Annotated in this window: 17 protein-coding genes, 11 pseudogenes and 1 riboswitch; of the genes and pseudogenes, 17 read left to right on the top strand and 11 right to left on the bottom strand. The window is 59.6% G+C overall.

All coding sequences use genetic code 11. The features are described from left to right. Positions 1–23: 23 nt before the first annotated feature. The gene (locus DH08_RS07240) at positions 24–1,007 is read left to right on the top strand and encodes a beta-ketoacyl-ACP synthase III (protein WP_192178662.1); all 984 of its coding nucleotides are present in this window, start codon (positions 24–26) and stop codon (positions 1,005–1,007) included. A 65-nt stretch (positions 1,008–1,072) separates the two neighbouring features. Next, on the top strand, positions 1,073–1,525 hold the full coding sequence (gene panD / locus DH08_RS07235; RefSeq protein WP_192178661.1) for an aspartate 1-decarboxylase: 453 nt from the start codon (positions 1,073–1,075) through the stop codon (positions 1,523–1,525). A 457-nt stretch (positions 1,526–1,982) separates the two neighbouring features. Here the strand turns inward: panD and DH08_RS07230 are convergent, their stop codons facing one another. Continuing rightward, complete coding sequence (locus DH08_RS07230; RefSeq protein ID WP_192178660.1) at positions 1,983–2,168, bottom strand: hypothetical protein; 186 nt, start codon at positions 2,166–2,168, stop codon at positions 1,983–1,985. A gap of 350 nt (positions 2,169–2,518) precedes the next feature. On the opposite strand from DH08_RS07230, the gene DH08_RS07225 reads away from it, so the two are divergent. The 9 genes and pseudogenes from DH08_RS07225 to DH08_RS07185 all read left to right on the top strand — a co-directional run. After that, positions 2,519–2,785 carry a hypothetical protein gene (locus DH08_RS07225; RefSeq protein WP_192178659.1) on the top strand — a complete coding sequence of 89 codons (267 nt, stop codon included), beginning with the start codon at positions 2,519–2,521 and terminating at the stop codon, positions 2,783–2,785. Between the two features lie 145 nt (positions 2,786–2,930). Next, positions 2,931–4,047, top strand: a pseudogene (ald, locus tag DH08_RS07220) (alanine dehydrogenase). Between the two features lie 150 nt (positions 4,048–4,197). Further along, a pseudogene (locus DH08_RS07215) lies at positions 4,198–4,344 on the top strand (7-cyano-7-deazaguanine synthase QueC); the annotation flags it as partial. Then, the gene (gene queD, locus DH08_RS07210; RefSeq protein WP_192178658.1) at positions 4,344–4,700 is read left to right on the top strand and encodes a 6-carboxytetrahydropterin synthase QueD; all 357 of its coding nucleotides are present in this window, start codon (positions 4,344–4,346) and stop codon (positions 4,698–4,700) included. The pseudogene DH08_RS07215 and the gene queD, both read left to right, overlap by 1 nt. Beyond that, positions 4,697–5,434 (top strand): annotated as a pseudogene (gene queE, locus DH08_RS07205) (7-carboxy-7-deazaguanine synthase QueE). Before queD ends, queE begins: the two are co-directional and overlap by 4 nt. Before the next feature lie 281 nt (positions 5,435–5,715). Further along, positions 5,716–5,833: riboswitch (TPP riboswitch) on the top strand. Between the two features lie 103 nt (positions 5,834–5,936). After that, positions 5,937–6,866, top strand: a pseudogene (locus DH08_RS07200) (phosphomethylpyrimidine synthase ThiC); the annotation flags it as partial. Position 6,867: 1 nt separating this feature from the next. Then, a pseudogene (locus DH08_RS07195) lies at positions 6,868–6,990 on the top strand (thiazole synthase); the annotation flags it as partial. Beyond that, positions 6,987–7,592 (top strand): thiamine phosphate synthase, encoded by a 606-nt coding sequence (locus DH08_RS07190; protein WP_192178657.1) that lies wholly within the window; start codon positions 6,987–6,989, stop codon positions 7,590–7,592. The pseudogene DH08_RS07195 and the gene DH08_RS07190, both read left to right, overlap by 4 nt. Further along, positions 7,583–8,284: pseudogene (locus DH08_RS07185) on the top strand (hydroxymethylpyrimidine/phosphomethylpyrimidine kinase); the annotation flags it as partial. The gene DH08_RS07190 and the pseudogene DH08_RS07185, both read left to right, overlap by 10 nt. Before the next feature lie 619 nt (positions 8,285–8,903). Here DH08_RS07185 and pmtA read toward each other — a convergent pair. The 3 genes and pseudogenes from pmtA to panB form a co-directional block, all read right to left on the bottom strand. Further along, positions 8,904–9,548, bottom strand: coding sequence for a phospholipid N-methyltransferase PmtA (gene pmtA, locus DH08_RS07180; RefSeq protein WP_210328559.1), 645 nt, complete (start codon positions 9,546–9,548; stop codon positions 8,904–8,906). Between the two features lie 72 nt (positions 9,549–9,620). Further along, a pseudogene (panC, locus tag DH08_RS07175) lies at positions 9,621–10,483 on the bottom strand (pantoate--beta-alanine ligase). After that, entirely contained in the window at positions 10,480–11,325 is an 846-nt protein-coding gene (gene panB / locus DH08_RS07170) for a 3-methyl-2-oxobutanoate hydroxymethyltransferase (RefSeq protein WP_192178670.1), read from the bottom strand. The pseudogene panC and the gene panB overlap by 4 nt, the downstream one beginning before the upstream one ends. Positions 11,326–11,733: 408 nt before the next feature. On the opposite strand from panB, the pseudogene DH08_RS36130 reads away from it, so the two are divergent. Then, a pseudogene (locus DH08_RS36130) lies at positions 11,734–11,951 on the top strand (methylmalonyl-CoA mutase family protein); the annotation flags it as partial. Here the strand turns inward: DH08_RS36130 and DH08_RS07165 are convergent. The 5 genes and pseudogenes from DH08_RS07165 to DH08_RS07145 all read right to left on the bottom strand — a co-directional run bounded on the left by DH08_RS07165 (position 11,949) and on the right by DH08_RS07145 (position 16,940). Next, on the bottom strand, positions 11,949–12,743 hold the full coding sequence (locus tag DH08_RS07165; protein ID WP_192178654.1) for an aspartate/glutamate racemase family protein: 795 nt from the start codon (positions 12,741–12,743) through the stop codon (positions 11,949–11,951). The pseudogene DH08_RS36130 and the gene DH08_RS07165 sit on opposite strands and share 3 nt — an antisense overlap. 131 nt (positions 12,744–12,874) lie before the next feature. Then, positions 12,875–13,735, bottom strand: a complete 861-nt coding sequence (locus DH08_RS07160) for a transporter substrate-binding domain-containing protein (RefSeq protein ID WP_192178653.1) — start codon at positions 13,733–13,735, stop codon at positions 12,875–12,877. Between the two features lie 44 nt (positions 13,736–13,779). After that, positions 13,780–14,544: an amino acid ABC transporter ATP-binding protein gene (locus DH08_RS07155; protein WP_192178652.1), complete on the bottom strand. Its 765-nt coding sequence runs from the start codon at positions 14,542–14,544 to the stop codon at positions 13,780–13,782. Between the two features lie 13 nt (positions 14,545–14,557). After that, on the bottom strand, positions 14,558–15,442 hold the full coding sequence (locus DH08_RS07150) for an amino acid ABC transporter permease (RefSeq protein ID WP_192178651.1): 885 nt from the start codon (positions 15,440–15,442) through the stop codon (positions 14,558–14,560). A 341-nt stretch (positions 15,443–15,783) separates the two neighbouring features. Then, positions 15,784–16,940 (bottom strand): annotated as a pseudogene (locus tag DH08_RS07145) (M24 family metallopeptidase). Between the two features lie 132 nt (positions 16,941–17,072). On the opposite strand from DH08_RS07145, the gene DH08_RS07140 reads away from it, so the two are divergent. Together DH08_RS07140 and DH08_RS37105 are read left to right on the top strand one after the other, a co-directional pair. Next, entirely contained in the window at positions 17,073–17,834 is a 762-nt protein-coding gene (locus DH08_RS07140) for an FCD domain-containing protein (RefSeq protein ID WP_192178649.1), read from the top strand. A 981-nt stretch (positions 17,835–18,815) separates the two neighbouring features. Next, the gene (locus DH08_RS37105) at positions 18,816–19,142 is read left to right on the top strand and encodes a reverse transcriptase domain-containing protein (protein WP_345892361.1); all 327 of its coding nucleotides are present in this window, start codon (positions 18,816–18,818) and stop codon (positions 19,140–19,142) included. A 99-nt stretch (positions 19,143–19,241) separates the two neighbouring features. Here the strand turns inward: DH08_RS37105 and DH08_RS07130 are convergent, their stop codons facing one another. Continuing rightward, positions 19,242–20,291 carry an IS110 family RNA-guided transposase gene (locus DH08_RS07130; RefSeq protein WP_192178647.1) on the bottom strand — a complete coding sequence of 350 codons (1,050 nt, stop codon included), beginning with the start codon at positions 20,289–20,291 and terminating at the stop codon, positions 19,242–19,244. Positions 20,292–20,561: 270 nt separating this feature from the next. On the opposite strand from DH08_RS07130, the gene DH08_RS07125 reads away from it, so the two are divergent. After that, a complete protein-coding gene (locus tag DH08_RS07125) occupies positions 20,562–20,891 on the top strand; it encodes a hypothetical protein (protein ID WP_192178671.1) in 330 nt (109 codons plus the stop codon). Here the strand turns inward: DH08_RS07125 and DH08_RS37335 are convergent. After that, positions 20,796–21,059, bottom strand: coding sequence for a DUF4917 family protein (locus DH08_RS37335; protein WP_428338289.1), 264 nt, complete (start codon positions 21,057–21,059; stop codon positions 20,796–20,798). The two genes, DH08_RS07125 and DH08_RS37335, sit on opposite strands and share 96 nt — an antisense overlap. Between DH08_RS37335 and nadC the strand changes: the two are divergent. Then, positions 21,031–21,859: pseudogene (gene nadC / locus DH08_RS07115) on the top strand (carboxylating nicotinate-nucleotide diphosphorylase). The gene DH08_RS37335 and the pseudogene nadC overlap by 29 nt on opposite strands. Before the next feature lie 135 nt (positions 21,860–21,994). Continuing rightward, positions 21,995–22,716: pseudogene (locus DH08_RS07110) on the top strand (IS5 family transposase); the annotation flags it as partial. Positions 22,717–22,719: the final 3 nt, after the last annotated feature.

The following is a 22,719-nucleotide window of genomic DNA, read 5'->3' as shown; positions in this document are numbered from 1 at the left end:
GGCGAACGCTTCGGTTCAAGACCATGAGCAGGTCGTCGCGCATTCTCGGGTTTGGTCATCATGCGCCTGGTCGCAAAGTGGCGAATGCCGAGATCGAGAACAATCTTGGGCTCGAACCTGGTTGGATCGAACGGCGTACCGGAATTCGTTCGCGCTTCTGGGCAACGGACGAAGACACGCTGTCGGGCCTCGCCACGCAAGCCGGCGACATGGCGTTGACGGGCGCCTGCATCGACCGAAGCGACATCGGTCTTTTGTTGCTTGCCACCTCGACGCCCGACCATCTTCTGCCGCCAAGCGCACCGCTGGTCGCACATCGGCTCGGGCTCGGTCGGGCCGGCGCCGTCGATCTGACCGGCGCCTGTGCCGGCTTCATCTATGCGCTGATATTCGCGGACGGATTCACCCGCCTGCATGGCAAATCGACCGTTGTCATTGCCGCCAATATCCTCAGCCGTCGCATCAATCCGGCCGAGCGTGCCAGTGCCGTGCTGTTTGCCGATGCCGCCGGCGCCCTGGTGATCGGTCCGTGCGAGGATCCCTATCAGGGCATTCTCGGCGCTTCGGTGGATTCCGACGGCTCACGCTACGGACTGATCCAGATTCCCGCCGGCGGAAGCAACGTACCGTTCCAAAGTGGCCTGGATCTCGGGCAAACCCGCATGACGATGACAGATGGCCGCGAAGTATTCAGCAAGGCCGTGGAGATGATGACTGTCTGCTCGCAGGAAGCACTAGCCGCAGCCCGAATGCAGCCGCAGGATATCGATCGGTTCGTGCCGCATCAGGCCAATGCGCGCATTTTCGACGCGGTCGGGCGAAGCCTCGGCATTGCCGATCGCGCAATCGTCAAGACGATTGCCGACTATGGCAACTCTTCCGCCGCGACGACCCCACTCTCGCTGTCGCTGACCCATCAGACGGAGCCGTTTCGGCCGGGCGAGAAAATCCTCCTGGCAGCCGCAGGGGCGGGTCTCAGCGGCGGTGCACTCGTCGTCGGAATTTAGCCGAATAACTGGCTGCTCCGAGGGCGGCAGGACCAGTCATTCATGATGAATAGGACAACAGACCAATGCGAAAAATAGTCGCCGGCAAGCTGCACGGCATCTACGTCACCGAAGCGAACCTCAACTACCACGGTTCGATAACGCTCGACCCTGACCACTGCGAAGAAGCAGGGATCCTCCCCATGGAATTCGTGGAGATATGGAACAAGAATTCCGGTGCGCGGATTTCGACCTATGTCATTCTGGGCGAGCGCGGCTCACGATGCTGTATTCTAAACGGAGCGGCTGCCCGCACTTGCCAGCCCGACGACCAGATCATTGTCTGCAGCTCCATCTACCTGGACGAAGCGCATATTACCTCTCTGAAGCCGCGGATCGTCACGTTCGACCAGGATAACCACATACTCGACCGCCTGAGCTACTCGGTTGGACTTGACGCGCACGGGCGCTACAGTTTCTCCATCCTTGACGAGGCGAATGAGGCGTTGGCCATTCCTGCCCTGGTCTCCGGGGCGTGACCCCGCCGCACATCTGAGAGAGTCTCTCCTCCCCGTTGCAACTCACCCAGCGCTGAAGAAAGGACCTAAGCCTCACGAATCTGTGTCACCCCAGCTTTGAGGAGAGGCTCGCCGCGCCTTTCGCAACAGAGGGCTTTGCCACGCGGCTCCAATATAATTTTGCGTGTTTGACTCCTGTCGGAAGTCAGTTGCGGTGGCGGCTTGCAAATTCATGCTGCGTTTCGAGCGCCGCGGGCCGGGTCCTTGACGACCCCGCTTTTATGACCTTTGCGGCCGTGTCGAGCGGGCCACATAGTCGTCTTCCGCAGCAGCAGCGGTGCCAACCATGACCGCAAATATGACATGCCGAACGGCCGCAAATGGCGTTGAAATGGCCCTTCGAAGATGTGTTTCTCGCGCCGGCGAGAAAGGGGCAAGGCACCAGCAGTCCAAGGATTCGCTAAATCCGGTGTAGATATTAGCGCTCGTCAATCGGTGGCTTGCTGGCAAGGCCGAGCCGGGCTCGTTGGCCATCGGCGAAATTCTCGGCGGGAGATTGTGTCTTGAACCGATGAACTGTCAGTTTGCCGTCCTCGACAATATGAACGACCCATCCCCCACCGGCGCGTTTGACGCGCACGTCGTTTGGTTCGCCAGCCACCATTGCTGCCCCTCATTTTCGTCGCCCTGGACCGAGACTGGAAGTCGTTCCCCGCACAGCGAAAAACACAGGACCTTACGTAACGTCAAGCACAGATTTTCTGATAGCTGACGCTTTATGGATTGGACGGGGACAGCGATTTCGGCCCGGAACCTCCGAGCCCGCCGCATCTTGCATTCGGATCGATTTAGATGCCCCAAATTTCGCATGTTAATGCGGCCTTAATTATCCGCAGCTAATGTGAGTGGGAACGCGTATTCAGTTCGAGTAGCTCTGCAAAAAGCCCGCCGCTCTTGCCCTCAAGCGTGGCGGGTTTTTCGGCTGTGAACCGCTGGCGCGGAGAAGCTGCAGAAATGCAGCTGGACGACAGTGGCGGTGCTTCAGTCAATCTAATCGCTGCGCCGCAAACAGGTCGCGACCGGTGGGCAGCACGACATCGTCAGCAAGCCGTGGTTCTTGCAGCAGCGCGTCACGATCGCCCCACTCGTTTTGTCAAGCCGTCATACAGAGCAATGGTTCAAGCCGGACTGAATCCGGCGAGCATCGTTCGATGTCCAGCCATCCTTCTGCAATGTCTCGAGAATGGCGATATCAATCCTGTCGAGCGGCATTTTTCGTGAATCCTGCGAATATCACACTATTTCGCGCAACGATTATCGAAACTGAGCTGTTCGCGCAGGCCCACGCAAACACTTGCGCAATGATTCGTGGTTCACTCCACCAATACAGGGAACGAGCCCAAAAGGGCCGGATCAGGAGAAGACAATGCGCGTCGGCTGCCCCAAGGAAATCAAGAACCACGAATATCGCGTCGGCCTCACACCCGGCTCGGTCCGCGAATATGTCGCCCATGGCCATGAAGTGCCGGTCGAGACTGGCGCCGGGGCCGGCATCGGCGCCGATGACAATGCCTACCGCGCCGCCGGCGCCACGATCGCCAAGACGGCTGCCGACGTGTTCGCCAAGTCGGACATGATCGTCAAGGTCAAGGAGCCGCAGCCCAACGAATGGGCGCAGCTTCGCGACGGCCAGATTCTCTATACCTATCTCCACCTGGCTCCAGATCCGGAGCAGACCAAGGGCCTGCTCGCCTCCGGTGTGACGGCGATCGCCTACGAGACCGTGACCGACGATCGTGGCGGCCTGCCGCTGCTGGCGCCGATGTCGGAAGTCGCCGGACGGCTGTCGATCCAGGCCGGCGCCACGGCGCTGCAGAAGGCCAATGGCGGTCGCGGCGTGCTGCTCGGCGGCGTGCCTGGCGTGCTGCCAGGCAAGGTCACCGTGCTCGGTGGCGGCGTTGTCGGCCTGCATGCCGCCAGGATGGCGGTTGGGCTTGGCGCCGACGTCACCATCATCGACCGCTCGATCCCGCGCCTGCGCCAGCTCGATGACCTCTTTGCCGGCCGCGTCCACACCCGTTACTCGACCGTCGAGGCGCTGGAGGAAGAGTGTTTTTCGGCGGACATCGTCGTCGGCGCGGTGCTGATTCCGGGTGCCGCGGCACCCAAGCTGGTTTCGCGCGAAATGCTGTCAGGCATGAAAGAAGGGTGCGGTGCTTGTCGACGTCGCCATCGACCAGGGTGGCTGCTTCGAAACCTCGCATGCCACCACCCATGCCGATCCGACCTACGAAGTCGACGGTGTCATTCACTACTGTGTCGCCAACATGCCGGGCGCAGTGCCGGTCACCTCGGCGCATGCGCTCAACAACGCGACGTTGCATTACGGCCTGCAGCTCGCCGACAACGGTCTGAAGGCGCTGGTTGACGATCACCATCTGCGCAACGGTCTCAACGTCCACAGGGGCAAGATCACCAATCGCGCGATCGCCGAAGCACTCGGCTACGAGCTGGTCGAGCCCAAGGCGGTCCTGGCCGCCTGACTCGCCCGCGAAAAACGTTTCCTCCCGTCTCGCCCGCCGGTTCGTTCCGGCGGGCTTTTTCTTCCCGAAGATTGGCCAGAGGCATCTTCCCCGCCCTTTCAGTCAATGTCGCGGGCAGCTCGTCGGGGCGAACGCCGTTCGAGGCGACTATGCTACAAGGGCGGCGCACGTCATTGCGGTCGCTGCGGGACATGCGTCGAACGGCGCGAAGCATTCGATCTGGCCGGCATTGCAGACCCGACAGATTATGAGGACGCAGACTTCTGGCTCCACGCTATCCAGACAAGGAGCGCGTGATGTTCCGCATTACCAAAGAGTTCCACTTCTCGGCCTCGCATCAGCTCACTTCCTTGCCAGCCGATCATCAGTGCGCGCGTCTACACGGCCACAACTACGTCGTCGTAGTGGAGCTTTCAGGTGGCGAATTGGACGATCATGGCTTTGTGCGCGACTACAAAGACCTAGCTTCGCTCAAGCACTACATCGATGGGACGTTCGACCATCGGCATCTTAACGACGTCCTGGGGCATGACCGTGTCACAGCGGAATGTCTGGCCAGGCACTTCTACGACTGGTGCAAGGTGCGGCTACCACAAACCTCCGCCGTGCGGGTGAGCGAGACGCCGAAAACCTGGGCTGAATACCGGCCATGACGTGCGCGTTTGCATCCCGGAATCCGCGTCAGCGAGATTTTTGGGCCGACCATTCAGGGCGAAGGCATGCTGATCGGCTTGCCGACGGTGTTCGTAAGAACGGGCGGGTGCGATTATCGCTGTTCCTGGTGCGACAGCCTGCATGCGGTGGACAGTCGCTTCCGCCATGATTGGGAGATGATGTCTCCCGACGCGGTCTGGCAAAAGGTCATTGCGCTTTCCGGCGGTCAGCCCGTGATGGTGTCGCTGTCGGGCGGCAATCCGGCCATCCAGCCCCTTGGACCGCTGATCGACCGCGGGCATGGTGAGGGCTACCGCTTTGCATTGGAAACCCAAGGCTCGGTGCCTAGGCAATGGTTCGCGGATCTCGACGTGCTGATGCTCAGCCCCAAGCCGCCCTCAAGCGAAATGACGACAGATTGGGCCGCGTTCGACGCCTGCGTCGAGGCGGCACAGGATAAGCCGCAGATGGTGCTCAAACTCGTCGTCTTCGACGATGATGACTATGCCTATGCCAAAGACGCCGCAGCGCGCTACCCGCAATTACCCGTCTATCTGCAGCCCGGCAATCACACGCCGCCGCGTCCCGGTAACAAAGACGCATTCATCGACATGGCCGGTGTGATGAAACGCATGGATGGCTGGTCGAAAAGGTGACTCGTGACAGGTGGTTCGAGGCGCGTGTACTGCCGCAGCTTCATGTTCTGCTCTGGGGGAACAAACGTGGCGTCTAGCCTACGCGAAAGGATTGCCGATGACGAGCAAGACAGACATCTAAAGCATTCTCACCCAGTTGGGCGGTAGCTATGTCGGTTCGGCAAGCCCGAAATGCCGTGCTGGAAAGGGTTTCGAATCCGCATGATGGCTCGCCTATCGTGGGCGCTTCGCCGCTCCTCTGGGCGTGACTTGCTCTCGATACGTGCGCGCGCTTCCGCTGGGTTTGATTGGTCGCCGATCACCGCCGCGGGCCGAACCCGCTTGACAAGATAGCGCAGGCCCGTTCAACCTAGTCTAGGGCATTCACCAGGGGAGTCCCGGCAAGGGGCTGAGATACTGCTGGCTTTCGCGGCGCAGTGACCCGTTGAACCTGATCCAGTTCATACTGGCGTAGGGGACGGTGCAAGTGCTTTGCGGGAGTTTACGCCCGAGGTCCTGTTTCGGCAGGGTGACCAAAGCGTCTTTTCATCCTTCCGGCACAGAACTGGGTCTCCAATGCATGAGCAAAGGAGCCTCAAGATGAATGCCCTCACCCCCGCCGTCTCGACGGGACCGCTGCCCGCCTCTCGGAAAATCCACAAGTCCGGCGTCCTCCACCCGCACATCAAGGTGCCAATGCGCGAAATCGCCGTCCATCCGACGGCTGGCGAATCGCCCGTCACCGTCTACGATCCGTCGGGGCCCTATACCGACCCGACTGTCGAAACCAGCATCGATAAGGGCCTTGCCCGGCGTCGCCACGAATGGATCATGGCGCGCGGCGATGTCGAGGCCCATGATGGCCGTCACGTACGGCCGGAGGACAACGGATTTGCGACTGGCGAGCGCCTAACGCCGGAATTCCCCGTTCGCAACCGCCCGCTCAGAGCCAAGGCCGGCAAGGCGGTGACCCAGTTTGCCTATGCGCGCGCCGGCATCATCACGCCCGAAATGGAGTTCGTCGCCATCCGCGAGAACCTTGGACGGGCGATTCTGCGTGGCAAACTTGAGCGCGATGGCGAGCCTTTCGGCGCGACGCTGCCCGATTTCATCACACCCGAATTCGTGCGCGAAGAGGTGGCGCGTGGACGGGCCATAATTCCGGCCAACATCAATCATCCCGAGAGCGAGCCGATGATCATCGGCCGCAATTTCCTGGTGAAGATCAACGCCAATATCGGCAATTCGGCAGTCACCTCTTCGATGGCCGAGGAAGTGGAAAAGATGGTGTGGGCGATCCGCTGGGGCGCCGACACGGTGATGGATCTGTCGACCGGACGCAACATCCACAACATCCGCGAATGGATCGTGCGCAATGCGCCAGTGCCGATCGGCACGGTGCCGCTTTACCAGGCGCTCGAGAAGGTCGGCGGCATCGCCGAGGACCTGACCTGGGAGGTCTACCGCGACACGCTGATCGAACAGGCCGAACAGGGCGTCGACTATTTCACCATCCATGCCGGCGTGCGGCATGGCGCGTGCGTTCGGCAAGGCTGTCGAGGCCGGTCGTGAAGCTTACAGCTCGGGAATGCTCGAACCGCGCGACATCGCCGTGCCATCGACGCCGACAATTGGCAGGGCAGTTTTTTCATGAAGCTCGATGCCTTCTACCTGATCGTCGACAGCGCTGCCTGGATCGAACGGTTGGTGCCGCTTGGCGTCAAGCTGGTTCAGCTTCGCATAAAGACCATGGATGAGGCCGGGTTGCGCGCGGAGATCCGCAAGGCAAAGGCCTTGTGCGCCCAGCACCACTGCCAGCTCATCGTCAACGACCATTGGCGCCTGGCAATCGAGGAAGGCTGTGACTTCGTCCACCTTGGCCAGGAGGATTTGCAGACCGCCGACCGTTCGCGGATTCGGGTAGCCGGCGTGAGGCTCGGACTGAGCACACATGATGATATCGAGCTGGAAACGGCGATGGCTGCCGCGCCCGACTACATCGCGCTCGGCCCCATCTACCCCACCATCCTGAAAAAGATGAAATGGGCGCCGCAAGGGCTGGAGCGGATCAGCGAGTGGAAGCGTCGGCTCGCACCCGTTCCATTGGTCGCCATTGGTGGCCTCAACCCCGACCGGCTCGACGGTGTCTTTGCGGCTGGCGCGGACTGCGCGGCAGTGGTCACCGACATCACGCTGAACGACGACCCCGAAGCACTCACGCGAGAATGGATCGAAAAGACAGACCGATGGCGCTGAGGCGAGAACCGCATGTGCTTGTCATTGGCGGATCGGATTCCAGCGGCGGCGCCGGAATCGAGACGATCTCTTCCATCGGCATACGTACCTGCCTGGCTGTCACCGCGCTAACGGTGCAGACGCACGAGGCCGTCATGGAAATCCATCCTTCGCAGCCCGATCTAGTGGCCGATCAGATGCGCGCTGCGCTGCATGCCAACAAGGTGGCGGCCATCAAGATCGGCATGCTGGCAACGGCTGACATCGTCGTTGCCGTTGCCGGCGTCCTGCGCGAAAATCCGCAGATGCCGGCACTACTCGACCCGGTGCTGGCCTCGACCTCAGGCCGGCCGCTGCTGGAAGCAGGCGCCATCGCCGCCATGAAACGTGATCTGATGCCCCTTTGCCGTCTCGTCACACCCAATCTCATCGAGCTGGCGCTCCTTGTTGGCTCAGAGCCGGCAACGGACGAGAACGGCGCACTGTTGCAAGGCCAGGAATTGCTGAGCGCCGGAGCGCAGGCCCTGCTGGTCAAGGGCGGCCATGCATCGGGACCCCGATTCGAACCAGTCCGCTTCGACACACCGCGTCTGGCTACGTCGATGCGCGGGACGGGATGCATGCTGGCCAGCGCGACTGCGGCGCATTTGGCGAAAGGAAGATCACTTGAAAACAGCGTGCGCAAAGGCAAGCTGTTTGTGTTCGAGAAGCTCCTGAAGGAAGAGCTGAACTACCGACGACGCTTCTCCAACGAAAGCGAGTTCAAGCGCTTTGCAAGAACTGGAAGGGCTGCCGTTTTCTTTTTTCGCGATCCGCTGAAAAGTCTTCAGCCTAAGCATGACTATTCTGGTTCGCCTGTCGTATTTCCGAACGCCATTGCACGGTAGAGTGACCGAACCTCATCGCTTGCGTGGCACGGAAGGCCAGGAGGCCATCGTACAAGCTGAGGCACCACAAGACGGCGCAGACCGTCACGCTCTTCAAAGAAGAATATTCTCCAGGGGGATCGTCATCATTGATCCGGCTGTCGGGAGGCCCGGGCAGCTGAAAGAGGGCGATGGCTATGATTTGGTCAGGGACGGGATGGCATGGTTTGCGTCAGGCACCTGCACGGATCACCTCTCAAAAATGGCAGGCCGGTCCTGGTATGGAGACGCCGTCGCGAGATTTTCGCGGCCGTGGTGGCTTCGGTGTCTGTTGTCTGCAGGGCGAAGTGCGTAGCAGATGAGTGAGCACCTGCCCGTGCTAAAAAGGCATAGCCGCCTCCGCAAAGCGGTGGCGGCTAGAAAAGCGCAATCGAAGCGAATTTCGTGACGACCACCGTCCTGTCCTTCAGCACGATTTTGCGAACTGTCCGCTGTCTTCCGCGTGTCCCGCGCCTCGGACTGCTCGTCGGTAAGTCCAGAGCTGTGCGGGCGGGATATTGCGGACGACGAAATCATAGTGAGACACGACATAGCGGTCGGGCATTTTGATCACCGGCGACAAGGGTCCGTAGGTGATCTGAATCACAGGTCTCCCGGGAGGAATACGGGCAAGCAAATCCTCAAGCAGGCCAACACGCTGTTCCATTGGAAAGCTCAACAGCGGCACCGCACTTATCACACAGCCGAATTGCTCCCCGCTCCGCTCGGCAAGCACTTTCCCCAGCGCGAACGCATCGCCCAATCGAAAATCCACGCCCGGAAAGACTCGCGTCAGGCGATGATAGAAATCCTTGGAATATTCGACCGAAATCAACTGATGCGGCTTGATGCCTTTTTCCCGGATAGCCTTGGTGATGACGCCAGTTCCTGCGCCAAGTTCAAGAACCGGCAGCCCGGATGCCGGATTAATGACGCTTGCCATACGACGCGCGGCATGAACGGACGTTGGCATGAGCGCGCCCACTAGTTTCCTGTCCTTCTGCCAGCCCTTGAAGAATTGCACTTCTTCTTCGAACTTCCTGCCGAGGCGCTCCTTCAATCGAAAGACCATATCCACTGCTACGGCTATTTGTCTGGATCATTTTGACGACGCACCTTTGTACAAGCCTTGCGGCATGTTCAATCATGCGGCATTGGCTGCCGCGAGCAGTTCGCCTTTGCTCTGCTTGGGCAGAACTCCGACGTTATCGATAAGCCGCGTCCCGCCGAGCCAGGCTGCGGCGATCAGGCGTGCAGGTCGGTCTGCGGCGGAAAGCGGCGACAGGTCATGGTCTGCTCGTAGCTCAAGATACTCTACTTCGTCGTAACCGGCAGCGAGGATCGCTTGCCTGGCCTCGGCAAGCACAAGCTCTGCCGGCACTCCCGCCGAGAGCCGCTCGGCCGCGGTGGAGAGGACTTCGGGGAGCTTTGGCGCTGCCAAGCGCTGTTCGGCCGAGAGCCTGACATTGCGCGACGACATCGCTAGGCCGTCGGCTTCACGTATCGTTGGACATGCTACAATCTCGATCGGAATGTCGAGATCGCGGACGAGCCGGCGAACGACGCAGTTGCTGGAAATCCTTCTCGCCGAAGAAGGCGAGATCAGCACGCGTCTGGAGAAAAAGCTTGGCGACGACGGTTGCCACGCCGTCGAAATGGCCGGTCGGGACGGAACGCGCCGCACAGGCCATCGCTCACCCCACTCACCGACACCGTGGTGGCGAAACCTTCCGGATACATGTCCGCCGCATTTGGTGCGTAGGCGGCATCATCATGCTCAGTGCGCGGGTAGGCCGCGAGATCGGCCGCGCTGTTGAACTGTTTCGGGTTGACGAAGAGCGTCACGATAACCCTGTCGGCCTTGGCGAGCGCGGCACGCACCAAGCTCAGATGGTCTTCATGCGACGCACCCATAGTCGGCACGACAGCGACCTTCAGGCCATTCTGCCGCCAAGCGGCGACCGCCGTTCGCAACTCGGCGACGGTTCGAGCGATCGGAATGCTCATGCTCCTTCTCCACGATTGACCGTCCTTGGCGCATCGCCGAATAGATGCTCGGCCGCTGGAAAGCGGCGGTCGCGCACTTCCTGCGCATAGGCAGCGATTGCCGCTTCGGCGATCTCACCGAGTTCGGCATATCGCTGGACGAATTTGGGCCGGAAATCGCCGAAGATGCCCAACATGTCGTCGACGACGAGAATCTGCCCGTCACAGGCCGCCGTGGCACCGATACCGATGGTCGGGATCGCTACCTCTGCTGTGATCCGGCGGGCGAGCGCCTCGGGGACCTTCTCCAGCACCACCGCGAAGGCCCCCGCTTCGCTCACCGCAAGCGCGTCGGCCCCTACGCGCTCCGCATCACCGCCTCTGCCCTGCACGCGATAACCGCCGAAGGTATTGACCGCCTGCGGCGTCAAGCCGACATGGCCCATGACCGGCACGCCGCGTGCGGCCAGGAAGCGGATCGTCTCCGCCATTGATTCGCCACCTTCGAGCTTGACCGCCGAGCAACCGGTTTCCGCCATGACGCGAGCCGCATTGCGGAAGGCCTGCTCAGGGCCTTCTTCGTAGGAGCCGAACGGCATGTCGACGACCATCAGCGCCAGCTCCAGGCCACGGCGCACGGCCTGACCGTGCATGACCATCATCTCAAGCGTCACGCCCAGCGTCGACGGCAAGCCGTGGAGCACCATGCCGACGCTGTCGCCGACGAGAACAATGTCACAATGCCGATCAACGAGCTTTGCGATCGGCGTGGTATAGCCCGTCAGGCAGACGAGCGGCGTTCCACCCTTCCGGGAACGAATATCCGGCGGTGTGATCGCCTTGGTGTTGGCAACCGCACTCAACGAGGGCTCCTTCCCTAACGTTACCAACCATGGGTGTCGCGTTTGGCACATTTTTGTGCAGGTGCGAAGAGTTAAAATCCGCGATGGCGTGGTGTTGACGCGCCCACAGTCATCGTCAGAATCAATCAAATCGGTTCAGCTGCTTCAGCAGCGCACTCCAGTCCAGGGATGATGGTCCTCGGCAAGCCAACCAGGAAGGCAGATCGGGAGCCAAGGCCAACGACGTCAAAGCGGTCCTGATCGCCGTGATGGTCGCTCTGACGAATGGTGAGCCGGGCGTGCTCACCGGCGAATCTTTGCCCTACAAGCGCGCTCGAGCCTGAGGTACTCATCGCTGAGTCGTTACTTTTGGGCATGCCCGTTCACCCTCGAAATCGCCTCTGCGCTGCCTGCTAAAGCGCAGCAGACAAGCGCGTCGACGCAGCCCTTGCCGTGCTTGGTGAGACTGCGGCCAGCGGCAAGGGCAATATACTCCAAGCAGCCGTCGAGGCGGTGCGCGCTCGCGCCCAGTGGGGGAGATCTCCGACAACCTGCGCCGCGCCTTCGGCGATCACGCGGCTGTCCCGGAGGTGATTTCGAAGGTTTACGGCGCCGCCTTCCAGAATGGGCCGGAATACCAAACCCTAAATGAGCCCCGTGAACGGTCTACGAATTAACCCACCGATGAAGAACTCGATAAGCGAGGTAAAGTCGAAGACTGGAATGCCGCCGGTTGCCTGCTGGACCGCCGCGGCGTAAGGCGGCAAGTTGCCGCACTCAAGCAGCAGCATCCCGATGTCCGGCCGGTCGTTGAGTAGAGCCATGGCGGTATCAACTAAGTCTTTCTCGCAGGCGCTAACGTCTAGGTCACCCTTGCCGCTGAGAAAAGTGGCCGCGAACACGGGAGTGTCCTCAAGTCCGGCGACGACCACCCTACGCCCGATGTTGGCTCCCAGCCCGGTCGCTTTCAATAGGCCCTGCTGAGTCATTACAGTCTTGCTTGCGACAATGATACCAAGCGCCTTGTCTCGGGGAAGCATCATCTCGAGGAAAGGAGCGAGGAGAAGGCTCGATAGGAACACGGGTACGTCTACCGCGTCGCGAACCGCTTCCTGGTATCGGATCAAGTACCCGCAGCCACTGGTGATCAGTTGGGCACCCTCGCTTACGAGCTCGGCCGCTGCCTGAACCACAGCCGATGTCAGTGCCTCGCCATCGGGTCCAAAAATCCGGGTGACGTTCAGGGTGGACACCGTTTTGTAGCGCACTGGGACGCTCCACGTGGTGGCATTACCGGTGTCCCCGGGGATGTAAGGGCGGATGCCGGGTCCAGGCATGCGATCAAGCATCAAGATACCAACGGGTGCACCGTGGACCGCCAATCGTTGCTTCACCCAGCCGGGCCAGCGTTTACCTTGGGCAAGAGGAGTATTGATCATGTGTAATCACCTCACAGTAGCCCATACCTCTGATGGGCGGCTATCCGAGACTCAGGCGAACGGGACCACCGCATTCGTGCCAAGCAGAGGCGGTGGTTGACGTCGCAGCACTCAAGACCTTTAACTTGAGCCTACTGCACTTCGCCCGGGCCCGCATTAATAGACGATGTCTGTCCAATCGAGCTTTCATCCGGAAACCCCCACTTCTTCAGCAGCTGGACATAGGTGCCATCGGCTATCAGCTCGTCTAGCGCCTTTTTAAGCGCTTCTCCGAGGACCTTATTTTCGTTCAGGAAAGCCATTCCAAGCATGACCTTGGTCACGGGCTTTCCGATAGTTGTGTATACGTTTCCCTCGGCCTTGTTCGAGTATGACAGTGAACCGCCGCCTTCAAAGCCGGCATCCGCACGCCCCTGTTTCAACATCAATTGTTGTTCTGGTGAGTTGTCGGTACCAACCTGAACTACAGCAGGCTTACCCGCTTTGATACAATTCTCCTCGCTCCATTTGTTAACCGCTGTGATCATAAGTGTGCTACTACGAGAATTAGCGACCCGTTTTCCGCACAAAGCGTCCGGTTTCTTGAATTGATCCGCGTTCGGGCTGAGCGTGAAAAAGAAGTAAGGGTCATAAACATAGTCGATGAAGCTTACACCGTTTGCGCGCCTTTCCGGTATGTCCCCCACCACCCCCGCCCCGTAGAAGTCCACGCGTCCGGTCTTAAGCGGAGCAAAGCTAGCTAGGTCCGCCCAGCTGAATTCAATAAAGTTGGCCTCCGCCCCCACTTTTTTGGCCATAGCTTTGAATAGGTCGTTGTCGAAACCCATCAGCTCGCCAGTATTTGGATCCTTGAATTCGAACGGCGGATAATAAGTAACAGTGCCTGCATTAATAGTTTTCTTTTCATCCTGCGCGTACGCGGTGCCGGTGATCAGGATTGCTGCGAGTGCAAGTCCACTCATCACGATACGAATTGAGATTTTCGACAACATGTTAGTCCCCTTTCTGTTATTTGAATAATATACTAAACGCTCATTCAACTCAGCACTGCTGAGATGAACTCTCGAGTGCGAGCGTGGGTCGGGCTATTGAGAATCTGCTCTGGAGATCCACCTTCGACTATAAGCCCATGGTCCATAAACAACACTCGGCTTGCAACTTCACGCGCGAAGCCAAGTTCGTGTGTGACGACGACCATTGTCATTCCCGAGCGAGCGAGATCGCGCATCACGGCGAGCACCTCGCCAACCAATTCGGGGTCAAGTGCAGATGTGGGCTCATCAAAGAGCATGAGAGTCGGGTTCATCGCGAGCGCGCGAGCGATCGCTACACGCTGTTGTTGCCCGCCAGATAGCTCGATCGGGTATGCGTTGCATTTGTGCGCGAGGCCGACACGGTCGAGCAGTTCACGACCTGTTGCCTCGGCTTGCCTACGTCCAAGTTTGAGTACCTGGGTTGGACCCTCGATAACGTTTTGCAGGGCCGTCTTGTTCGGAAACAGATTGAACCGCTGAAATACCATGCCCGTCGCAAGTCGCTGCCGTGCTATCTCGCGCTCCGAGAGTTCGTATAACTTATGGCCTACGCGACGGTAGCCGACCAACTGCCCGTTGATCCACAAAGCCCCGCCATCGATGATCTCCAGCTGGTTGATGCAGCGCAAGAACGTGCTCTTCCCCGATCCGGACGGCCCTATCAGGCACAGAACCTCGCTGCGGTTAATCTCCAGATCGATGCCCTTAAGTGCCTCGAACGTTCCATATGACTTGCGCACGTCGATGGCTTTCAGGATGGGATTCATATCTTTGCCTCCGTTAGCGCGACTGCGCAGCACGACCTGCCCCACGGGCGAAATACCGCTCCACTCGACTCTGCAAAAGAGAGAGCACCGTGATAACAGCTAGGTACCAAAAGGCCGCGACAAAGAGCAGTTCGATGACCCTGCTGTTTGCGTAGTAAATGGTCTCTGACGCATGCATAACCTCGGAAAATTGGATTACGCTGGCCAGCGACGTCCACTTGACCATGCCAATAAATTCGTTGCCGATCGGTGGCAGGATCACACGCATAGCTTGAGGCAAGATTATTCGGCGCAACCCTTGGAGACGGTGCATCCCGATCGCGCTGGCGGCTTCATATTGCCCATCATCGACGGATATCAGCCCAGCCCGTATCACTTCCGACGTATAGGCACCCTGGTTGATCCCCAACCCCAGCAATGCCGCGACAAACGGCGTCATCACGTCCACGGTGCGCCATTCGAACAATCCTGGGATGCCAATCGTTGGAAACACCAGCGCAAGATTGTACCACAGGAGCAGCTGCAGCAATGAAGGGATGCCGCGAAAGAGGCCCACATAAGCAAGCGCCGCCCATTTGATTATCGGATTGGCCGAAAACCGCATGATCGCAACGGTGACGCCTATCGCAATGCCGAACAACATTGCCAACACTGCCAGCAAGACCGTGTTGCCGACTCCGATTAGGATGGCGCGCGCCGTGAGGTATCGCCCTGTAACAGACCACTCGACCTGCCCATGAGCGAACGCCAGAATGATCCACAAAGCTATCGCCAGAATCGCGGCAGCGCCGATATAGCGTCCTATGTGCCTCCGACGCACATGCTCAAGATGAGACAAATCTTCTGTGTGAGCGGCGTGATCGACTTTCGCTAACTGCCTATCTACTTCGAGCAACATACTATGTCCCTGGTTAGAGGCCTGATTGACCATTCAGTCAACGACAAACAGCTTCACTTCGCCGTTCGCACTCACGTGACGCGGTTATCGGCGGTATCACAGGACAAGGCCTCTTCAGCCCCCGGGATCCAGAGGCGATATCTTTGGCGCGCGGCCCCGATCACTTCAGCCAAACGCCACGCCCACATCATCTCCGCGCGGTTATCACCTCGCTTAATCAGATCCCGAGGGCACTGCAAAAGCAGTTTCGACTTGCGGGCCGTCGGCTTCATCGTCTCGATCGCAATGACGCCAGACTCCTGGCATCACGTATTCTTTCCCTATCGATCTCTTTCTTGGGCTCAATGCGTTATCAGCTGTCGCGGCGCGTGAGTAAGGCGCTCGCATGCGCCCTCTCTCACGAGAACGGTTTCTCCGAGTGACATCGTGAGACCGGCGCTTTGATCGTACATGATCATGTGCATAAACAGCACCATACCGGGTTCAATGGTAAGCGGGTTCCCCGTGTACATGAAAGGCTCTTCGGCCCAAGACGGCGGATAAGTAGCGCCAAGGCTATAACCGCAGACATTAAGAAACTTTCCGCCGAACCCGGCCGCGGTCATCGTGCTGGCCTTAGCGTCGAATATGTCTCCAAGCGTACGCCCCCCGGCTGCGTCACCTCTTCACAGGCCTCCAGCGCGTCTCGACATGCCTCAAACATTGCCTGGTGACGGGGATCAACTTCGCCAATCACCACGCAATGCATGAGGCAAGCGTGATAGCGTCGATAGGCGGCGCCGAACTCGTGCGTGACGAGATCATTCTCAGCAAGACGGCGGCGCCCACTATGATAACGCATGAGATGCGCCCTTTCGCCACTTCCCAGCACCCAAGTGCCAGAACCGGGTGGATCGCCGCCCTGACGCATTACCGCGCCGTACATCGCGGCGTAAATGTCGCCTTCGAAAGCTCCCGGCACCGACAACCGATTAGCTTCGACGGCCGCCGCCTCAGCGAGCGTAGCGGCTTTGCGTACATACGCGATCTCGGCTTCGGATTTTACCCTGCGCAAGTTATCGACAAGAGCGGACGCGTCGAGAAGACTACAGAATCCCTCAAGCGCGGCATCAAGCATCTTGCCACGTTGCGCTGACAATCCGACTGCGTGGTATTCGATACCAATCCGCTTTCCGCGCATTTTCCGCGCGTCAAGAAAACGCTTAATCTCTTGTGCCGGATTGACGCCGTCCCTATCGACCCAAATGTCAATGTCGGAAATAATCGAATTATACCGGCCCAATGCTGCATCCGGCGCCCTGGTCAACAGCGCCAACGTTCCGTCAGTTCCAACGAACAAAGCCTGGAAAGAGAGATAGCCGAGACGGTCGAAGCCGGTGAGGTAATACATGCTCTCTTGTTTAAAGAGAAGGGTCCCATCGAGGCTTTGCTCTTGGAGCATACGGCGACACCGCTCTAATCGGCTGTCGAATTCGTCACGGGTGAAATGAAGCCCCATCGGTCGCCACTTTCATTCACAACAGACAATGATTAAGATACACGGCGTATTATATGAGTCAAGGCGCGGGCGTGTGTTATTTGAGGCCAAGGTCCGAAACGGAGGTTGGCTATGCCAGTCAGGAACTCCGAAGTGAAACGTACCAATGTCCGCGTGGTCAACCGATCGTCCCTGGCGGCAAACACCAACCCGCGCGGCAAGCCCAAGGGGTCGGGGAGCCGGACAATTTTCGAAGCGCTGCGTGGCCAGATTCTAAGCGCTGAGCTCCCGCCCGGTGCCGATATCGAGGAACAAGGGTTGGTTGCGCGCTATGGCATCTCGCGAACGCCAGTACGAGAGGCGCTCATCAAGCTCGCCTCGGAAGGGCTGGTCCAGATCGTGCCGAACCGCGGTGCGCGTGTTGCGCCCCTCGAGGTTTCGGAGGTTCCGTCGTTGCTCGAGGCACGTGAGCTATGCGAGCGGGCGATCAATCGCTGGGCCGCCGTGCGATGCACTGCGAGCGACCTTGTGGCGATCGACGCCGCTTGCCTCCTATTCGAGGAGGCTTCGCATGCCGGCGACTACAACGCGATGGCAAGCGCCAACAGCGATTTCCACGCGGCCATCGCCTGCGCCTGCGGCAATCGGTTTGTCGAGGAGCACTACCGGATCATCGCTACACAGACTATTCGCCTGGCGCGCATGGCCTTAACCACCGACCGCGGCGACCCGCCGGACGGACGCTATCACGAGACCGTGCGGCAACACCATCGCCGCATGGTAGACGCGATCCGCCGACGCGACGCCGAGCAAGCCGACTGCCTGGCCAAGGAACATGCGGTCCTCTTTCGCGATCGCATGCTGAAATTCTTCGAGACCAACCGGGCTGCCGAGCTCGATCTTACGTCGCTGTGACCAGACGAACGAGCGCTCGCCTTCAAGGGGTCAGAACAAGGTGCGCCGGTACAAACCGGCAAGGAGTAGATGGTGAAAGTCCATCACGATGAAGGAGTAGCGATCCACATTGGCCCCGAGTCATGCGCGGTCGGTCGGGAGGCCGCCCGTGAAGCGTTGACAGGGGAGCGCGTAGGCCAGCCATTGAACCACGAAATTGACGCTTCTCGGGTGCCGACGTTCGTCTTGTGTGCGGAAGGCAATATGAGCCGGCGCGACAGCGCGAGTGCCGGCTCAACCCGACGTGGTCTGAGACCTGGCATGCACGGACGCTCCTTGCGCGGGAACCGGGGGGCCTCGGGATTGGCCAGAGTGGGATACCATGGCTGGTCCGCATCGGGAAGGCGAGGAGCCGAAGCCGGTGATGAACGATCTCGAGGAGCCAGATCCTGCCATAGTAGCTACGAACCTTGCGAACAAAGTCGGGAATACCGATGGCGGAGGAAGGGGAGCCAAGGGCAGGAACCAAGGGAAATGCGGATCAGCAAAGCACGCGCCGGACACAGGACCGGGAAAGTGTGTCCCATGCGCTGGACCGCATACGGCAAGCCGCTAGGCAAAGGAAGAAGGAGAAGTGCACCGCGCTCTTCCACCACATCAATCCAGAGATACTGAGGACGGCGTTCTACGCACTCGAGCGTAACGCGGCCCCCGGCGTGGACGGACAAACGTGGCGAACCTACGAGGTAGACCTCGATCAAAGGATCGCGGACCTGCACGATCGGGTTCAACGGGGAGCGTATCGTGCCCTACCGTCACGGCGCACGTATATACCGAAGCCAGACGGTCGGCAGCGGCCGCTCGCGATTGCCGCCCTTGAAGACAAGATCGTCTAGAGGGCGACGGCGGCGGTGCTGAACCAAATCTATCTATGGGTTCCGACCGGAGCGCGGCTAGCACGATGCGCTGGACGCCCTGTTTGTCGGGATCGAAACGCGGAAGGTGAGCTACATTCCAGACGCCGACCGCCTGATCCGCAAATGGCTCAGGGCGGGTGTTCTGGAAGAGGGGATCGTCACAGTTAGTGAAAGGGGAACCGGGCAGGGTTCGGTGATTTCGCCGCTGCTTGCCAATATCTACCTGCACTACGTCTTCGATCTTTGGGCCGATCGTTGGCGACTACGCGAGGCCTCCGGCGACATGATCATCGTGCGTTACGCGGACGATATCGTGGTTGGATTTGACGTCGGTCATGCAGTTGCAGCCATTGGTTCGACTGCTGGCCTTGAAGGGTTCCGCCAGGATCATGCCCCCAATCGATTAGAATAGACGGACTTTAACGTCCGCTACGCTAAACGGGTTCGGCTGATCCCTCGGGTTCGAGTTGCTGCCTTCACTTACCTCTTTCGCCTCATACTTTGAACGGGCTCAGCTGCTGATTTGCTGGGCCGTTCTCAGTTCGTTGATTTCCTCATACTCACCGCCACGCCTCATGATCGACCATGCGATACGAGCCATCTTGTTGGCAAGAGCGACGGCGACAACCTTTGGCGGCCGGCGCCGCAACAAGCCGCCGATCCAGCTCGACCCGCCGTCTCCGTCACGGCGAACATATCGCAGCACCGATGTTGCACCAAGAATGAGCAGTTGCCGGATGTGTCGATTTCCTTGCTTGCTGATACGACCGAGGCGCGTCTTGCCTCCAGAAGAATTTTGTCGCGGCACCAAGCCAAGCCAGGCGGCGAAATGTCTCCCTGATCTGAAAACCTCTGGGTCAGGAACGATAGAAGCGAGCGCTGATGCCGTGACAAAGCCCACTCCAGAAATGGTCTCCAGTCGGTTCGACAGATCGTTTCGGTAATGCCAGGAGACCAGTTTCTTTTCGATCGCCTGAAGTCTCTGCGCGAGATCGCACACCAACCTGGCCAACGCTTCAAGCACGAACCGGGCAAGCTCAGGGAGGTCGGTGCGCTCGCCTTGTGCGAGTTCCCGGATGACACGGGTCATCTGGCTGATCCCGGCCCCAGTGGCAATGCCGAGCTCGGAGAGATGTGCGCGGATCGAATGCAGGAGCATCGTCCGCTGCTTGACGAGCAGAGCTCGTGAGCGATGCAGCATAGCCGCTGATTGCTGTTCGACCGATTTTATCGGCACGAAGCGCATCGTCGGGCGCATCACTGCCTCACAGATCGTCTCTGCGTCCGCGGCATCGTTCTTCTGTCGCTTGACATAGGGTTTTACATAGGCCGGCGGCATAAGCCGCACGTCGTGCCCAAATGCCGAAAGTTCGCGCGCCCAATAGTGGGCAGTCCCGCATGCTTCCATCCCAATCCGGCAAGGTGCCAGTTGCTCAAAGAACTTCAACATCTGCTGGCGTCGCAACTGGCGCCGGATAACGACCTTGCCTGCGCCATCAATCGCGTGAATCTGAAACACCCACTTCGCAAGGTCGATGCCAACGGTAGAAATCTCTTCCATTCGAACGCTCCCGGTTTGTCCATCCTAGCCGATGCCAACCTAGCTCCGGCGGAGCGGGAGCCTTCCATCCCATCGATTTCGCACTGCTCTTGTTCCGACCCCACCCCCAGCCGTCTGCGGGTGGATTTGCAATCTCGTTGGGTCGTTTGGCTGCCCGAGCGCCGCCCGGTAAGCATAAAAACCCGAAAGCCATCCAGTTGCTTGCCTGGGCCGGAGGATTCGTGAATATGGCTTCCGGGGTTGTCATCTGACGACGCCAAAGGTGAGGCATTGAAGCACACCGTCGGTTCGAACCCGATGGTTTCAGACCTGTATTCGACACTGCCAATTATGCGACTTTCGAAGCGCAAAAGACGAACATCGAACCCGAAAACGACTTTGCTTTCCGACGGCGCAGAAGTCAGCTTCGCGCCAACGGACGGCGATCTGCATCGCGGCATTGAAGGTTCGATTTTGGGCCGTTACTGGCCCGTCAGCTTCCGGCTCGATGACCTGATTGGCCAGTCATTCCGCTTCGAAGCCTACCCCCCAGACATGAGCTGTAGCAGCATCGTAAAAGACGACATCAAGTGCCGATTTTTCATTGCGCTGCGCCGCTAGCTCGTTCGCTCGGTTCATGATCCGCTGGTTATCCGCGGATGTTGGCTCACCATAGATGCCAACATAGAGCTTGCGAAACTTGCCACGTGCTATGCGGTTAAGGATGTGGTCGTCATTCGCGGCGAGCGATTGGCCGAAAATGAAGAAGCAAGGGCTGGCGGTCTTCACATTCGCGGTGAACTGCTTGAAGCTTGGCGCCAATAGGCTCGCCAGCAACTCGTTGACCGAGGCCGTCGTGTGCGCACGCTGGGTCGCTGAAAGCGTGGCGGGAACCCCCGCCCTCGATCTGGCGATGCTCGCTTTCCGCCTGATCGATCCTGACGTCGAAATCTCGGTGGAGCGGGCAGACGGCAATAATGTCACGCATGGAGAGGTCATTGCATCCGTGGTTGGCCCGGCCCGGGCCATTCTTACAGCCGAACGGACGGCACTCAATTTTCTTTGTTATCTGAGCGGCATCGCTACGGCAACGCATCGATCGCCGCTGCGGTTCGCGGACATGGCGCCAAGATCGTCTGCACCCGCAAGACGACGCCCGGTTTGCGGGCAGTCGAAAAGTACGCGGTGCGCGCCGGTGGCGGATCCAATCACCGCTTCGGCCTCGACGACGCCATTCTGATCAAGGACAACCACATCGCCATCGCCGGCGGCGTTCGCCTCGCGCTCGAGCGGGCAAGAAGCGGGGCCGGTATCTGGTCAAGATCGAAGTCGAAGTCGATACGCTGGCCCAGTTGGAGGAGGTACTTGGCTTTTCTCCCGATGCGGTCCTACTCGACAACATGTCCCTCGACGATCTCCGCTGCGCCGTCGCAATCGTTGGCGGTCGAGCAATCACCGAGGCTTCGGGCAGGATCACATCCGATACGGCGCGAGCGATTGCCGCGACCGGCGTTGATCTGATTTCCATCGGTCGACTGACCCACAGCGCGCCGATACTGGATATCGGCCTCGACTATCGAGGCTCATGACCGCCTGAGGACGAACGAGAGCGGGTCAAATGTCCTTTCCGTTTGTCGTCAATCAGACAGCAATGACCCCGCAAAGCCAGAACCGGAGGAACAGCATGGACATGCACGCAACGAGGTCGACGCAGACAACGCCACAGGCTTAATCCCCTGACGCCGGGAGGTGGACCCTGGAGAAGGCTCGGGCGATTCCCGCGAGGTTGATTTCCGGGAGGTGGTCAACGCGGTGCGCTACCTGGTCCGCTCCGGTTGCGGTTGGCGGATGCTGCCGATCCATTTCGGACCCTGGCAGACGGTCTACGGCTGGTTCCGCGAATTGGCGCGGCGCTTTCTGTTTCAGGCTATCCACGACGTGGCGCTGATGCTGGATCGCGAGCGAGCTGGGCGCGAGGCCAGTCCCAGGGCTGGCGTGATCGACAGCCAGTCGGTCAAGGCTCCGCAAGCTGAAACAAGGGGTTACGACGCCGGCAAGAAGATCGTCGGCCGCAAGCGACACATTGCCTTCGATACGGATGGACGGCTGTTGATGGTCAATCTCACCACCGCCGATATCTCCGACAGTGCCGGCGCTCAGGCGATCCTGGATGGTATCCGCAAGCGCTGGCCTTGGGTCAAGCATCTGTTCGCCGACGGCGCCTATGACCGGCTGAAGCTCATGGACAAAGCCACCTATCTCGACTTCGTGGTCGACATCATCCGTCGATCCGACGACCAGAAGGGCTTCGAAGTCTTGCCCCGCCGCTGGGTCGTCGAGCGGACCTTTGCCTCGTGCGCGACTACGAGAAGCGCATCGACGTCTCCCAGCCATGATCCTTGTCGCTATGGGCGGCAATCTCATCCGCCGAAACGCTCATCCGTGATCT

Source organism: Mesorhizobium amorphae (assembly GCF_014843845.1).
GTDB lineage: Bacteria > Pseudomonadota > Alphaproteobacteria > Rhizobiales > Rhizobiaceae > Mesorhizobium > Mesorhizobium amorphae_A.
This window is presented reverse-complemented; position numbering and strand designations above follow the sequence as displayed.

Coding starts and splice junctions, on each gene's coding strand:
- DH08_RS07240 (WP_192178662.1), top strand. CDS start 24: ATGAGCAGGTCGTCGCGCATTCTCGGGTTTGGTCATCATGCGCCTGGT.
- panD (WP_192178661.1), top strand. CDS start 1,073: ATGCGAAAAATAGTCGCCGGCAAGCTGCACGGCATCTACGTCACCGAA.
- DH08_RS07230 (WP_192178660.1), bottom strand. CDS start 2,168: ATGGTGGCTGGCGAACCAAACGACGTGCGCGTCAAACGCGCCGGTGGG.
- DH08_RS07225 (WP_192178659.1), top strand. CDS start 2,519: ATGCAGCTGGACGACAGTGGCGGTGCTTCAGTCAATCTAATCGCTGCG.
- queD (WP_192178658.1), top strand. CDS start 4,344: ATGTTCCGCATTACCAAAGAGTTCCACTTCTCGGCCTCGCATCAGCTC.
- DH08_RS07190 (WP_192178657.1), top strand. CDS start 6,987: ATGAAGCTCGATGCCTTCTACCTGATCGTCGACAGCGCTGCCTGGATC.
- pmtA (WP_210328559.1), bottom strand. CDS start 9,548: ATGGTCTTTCGATTGAAGGAGCGCCTCGGCAGGAAGTTCGAAGAAGAA.
- DH08_RS07165 (WP_192178654.1), bottom strand. CDS start 12,743: ATGATCAATACTCCTCTTGCCCAAGGTAAACGCTGGCCCGGCTGGGTG.
- DH08_RS07160 (WP_192178653.1), bottom strand. CDS start 13,735: ATGTTGTCGAAAATCTCAATTCGTATCGTGATGAGTGGACTTGCACTC.
- DH08_RS07155 (WP_192178652.1), bottom strand. CDS start 14,544: ATGAATCCCATCCTGAAAGCCATCGACGTGCGCAAGTCATATGGAACG.
- DH08_RS07150 (WP_192178651.1), bottom strand. CDS start 15,442: ATGTTGCTCGAAGTAGATAGGCAGTTAGCGAAAGTCGATCACGCCGCT.
- DH08_RS07130 (WP_192178647.1), bottom strand. CDS start 20,291: ATGGAAGAGATTTCTACCGTTGGCATCGACCTTGCGAAGTGGGTGTTT.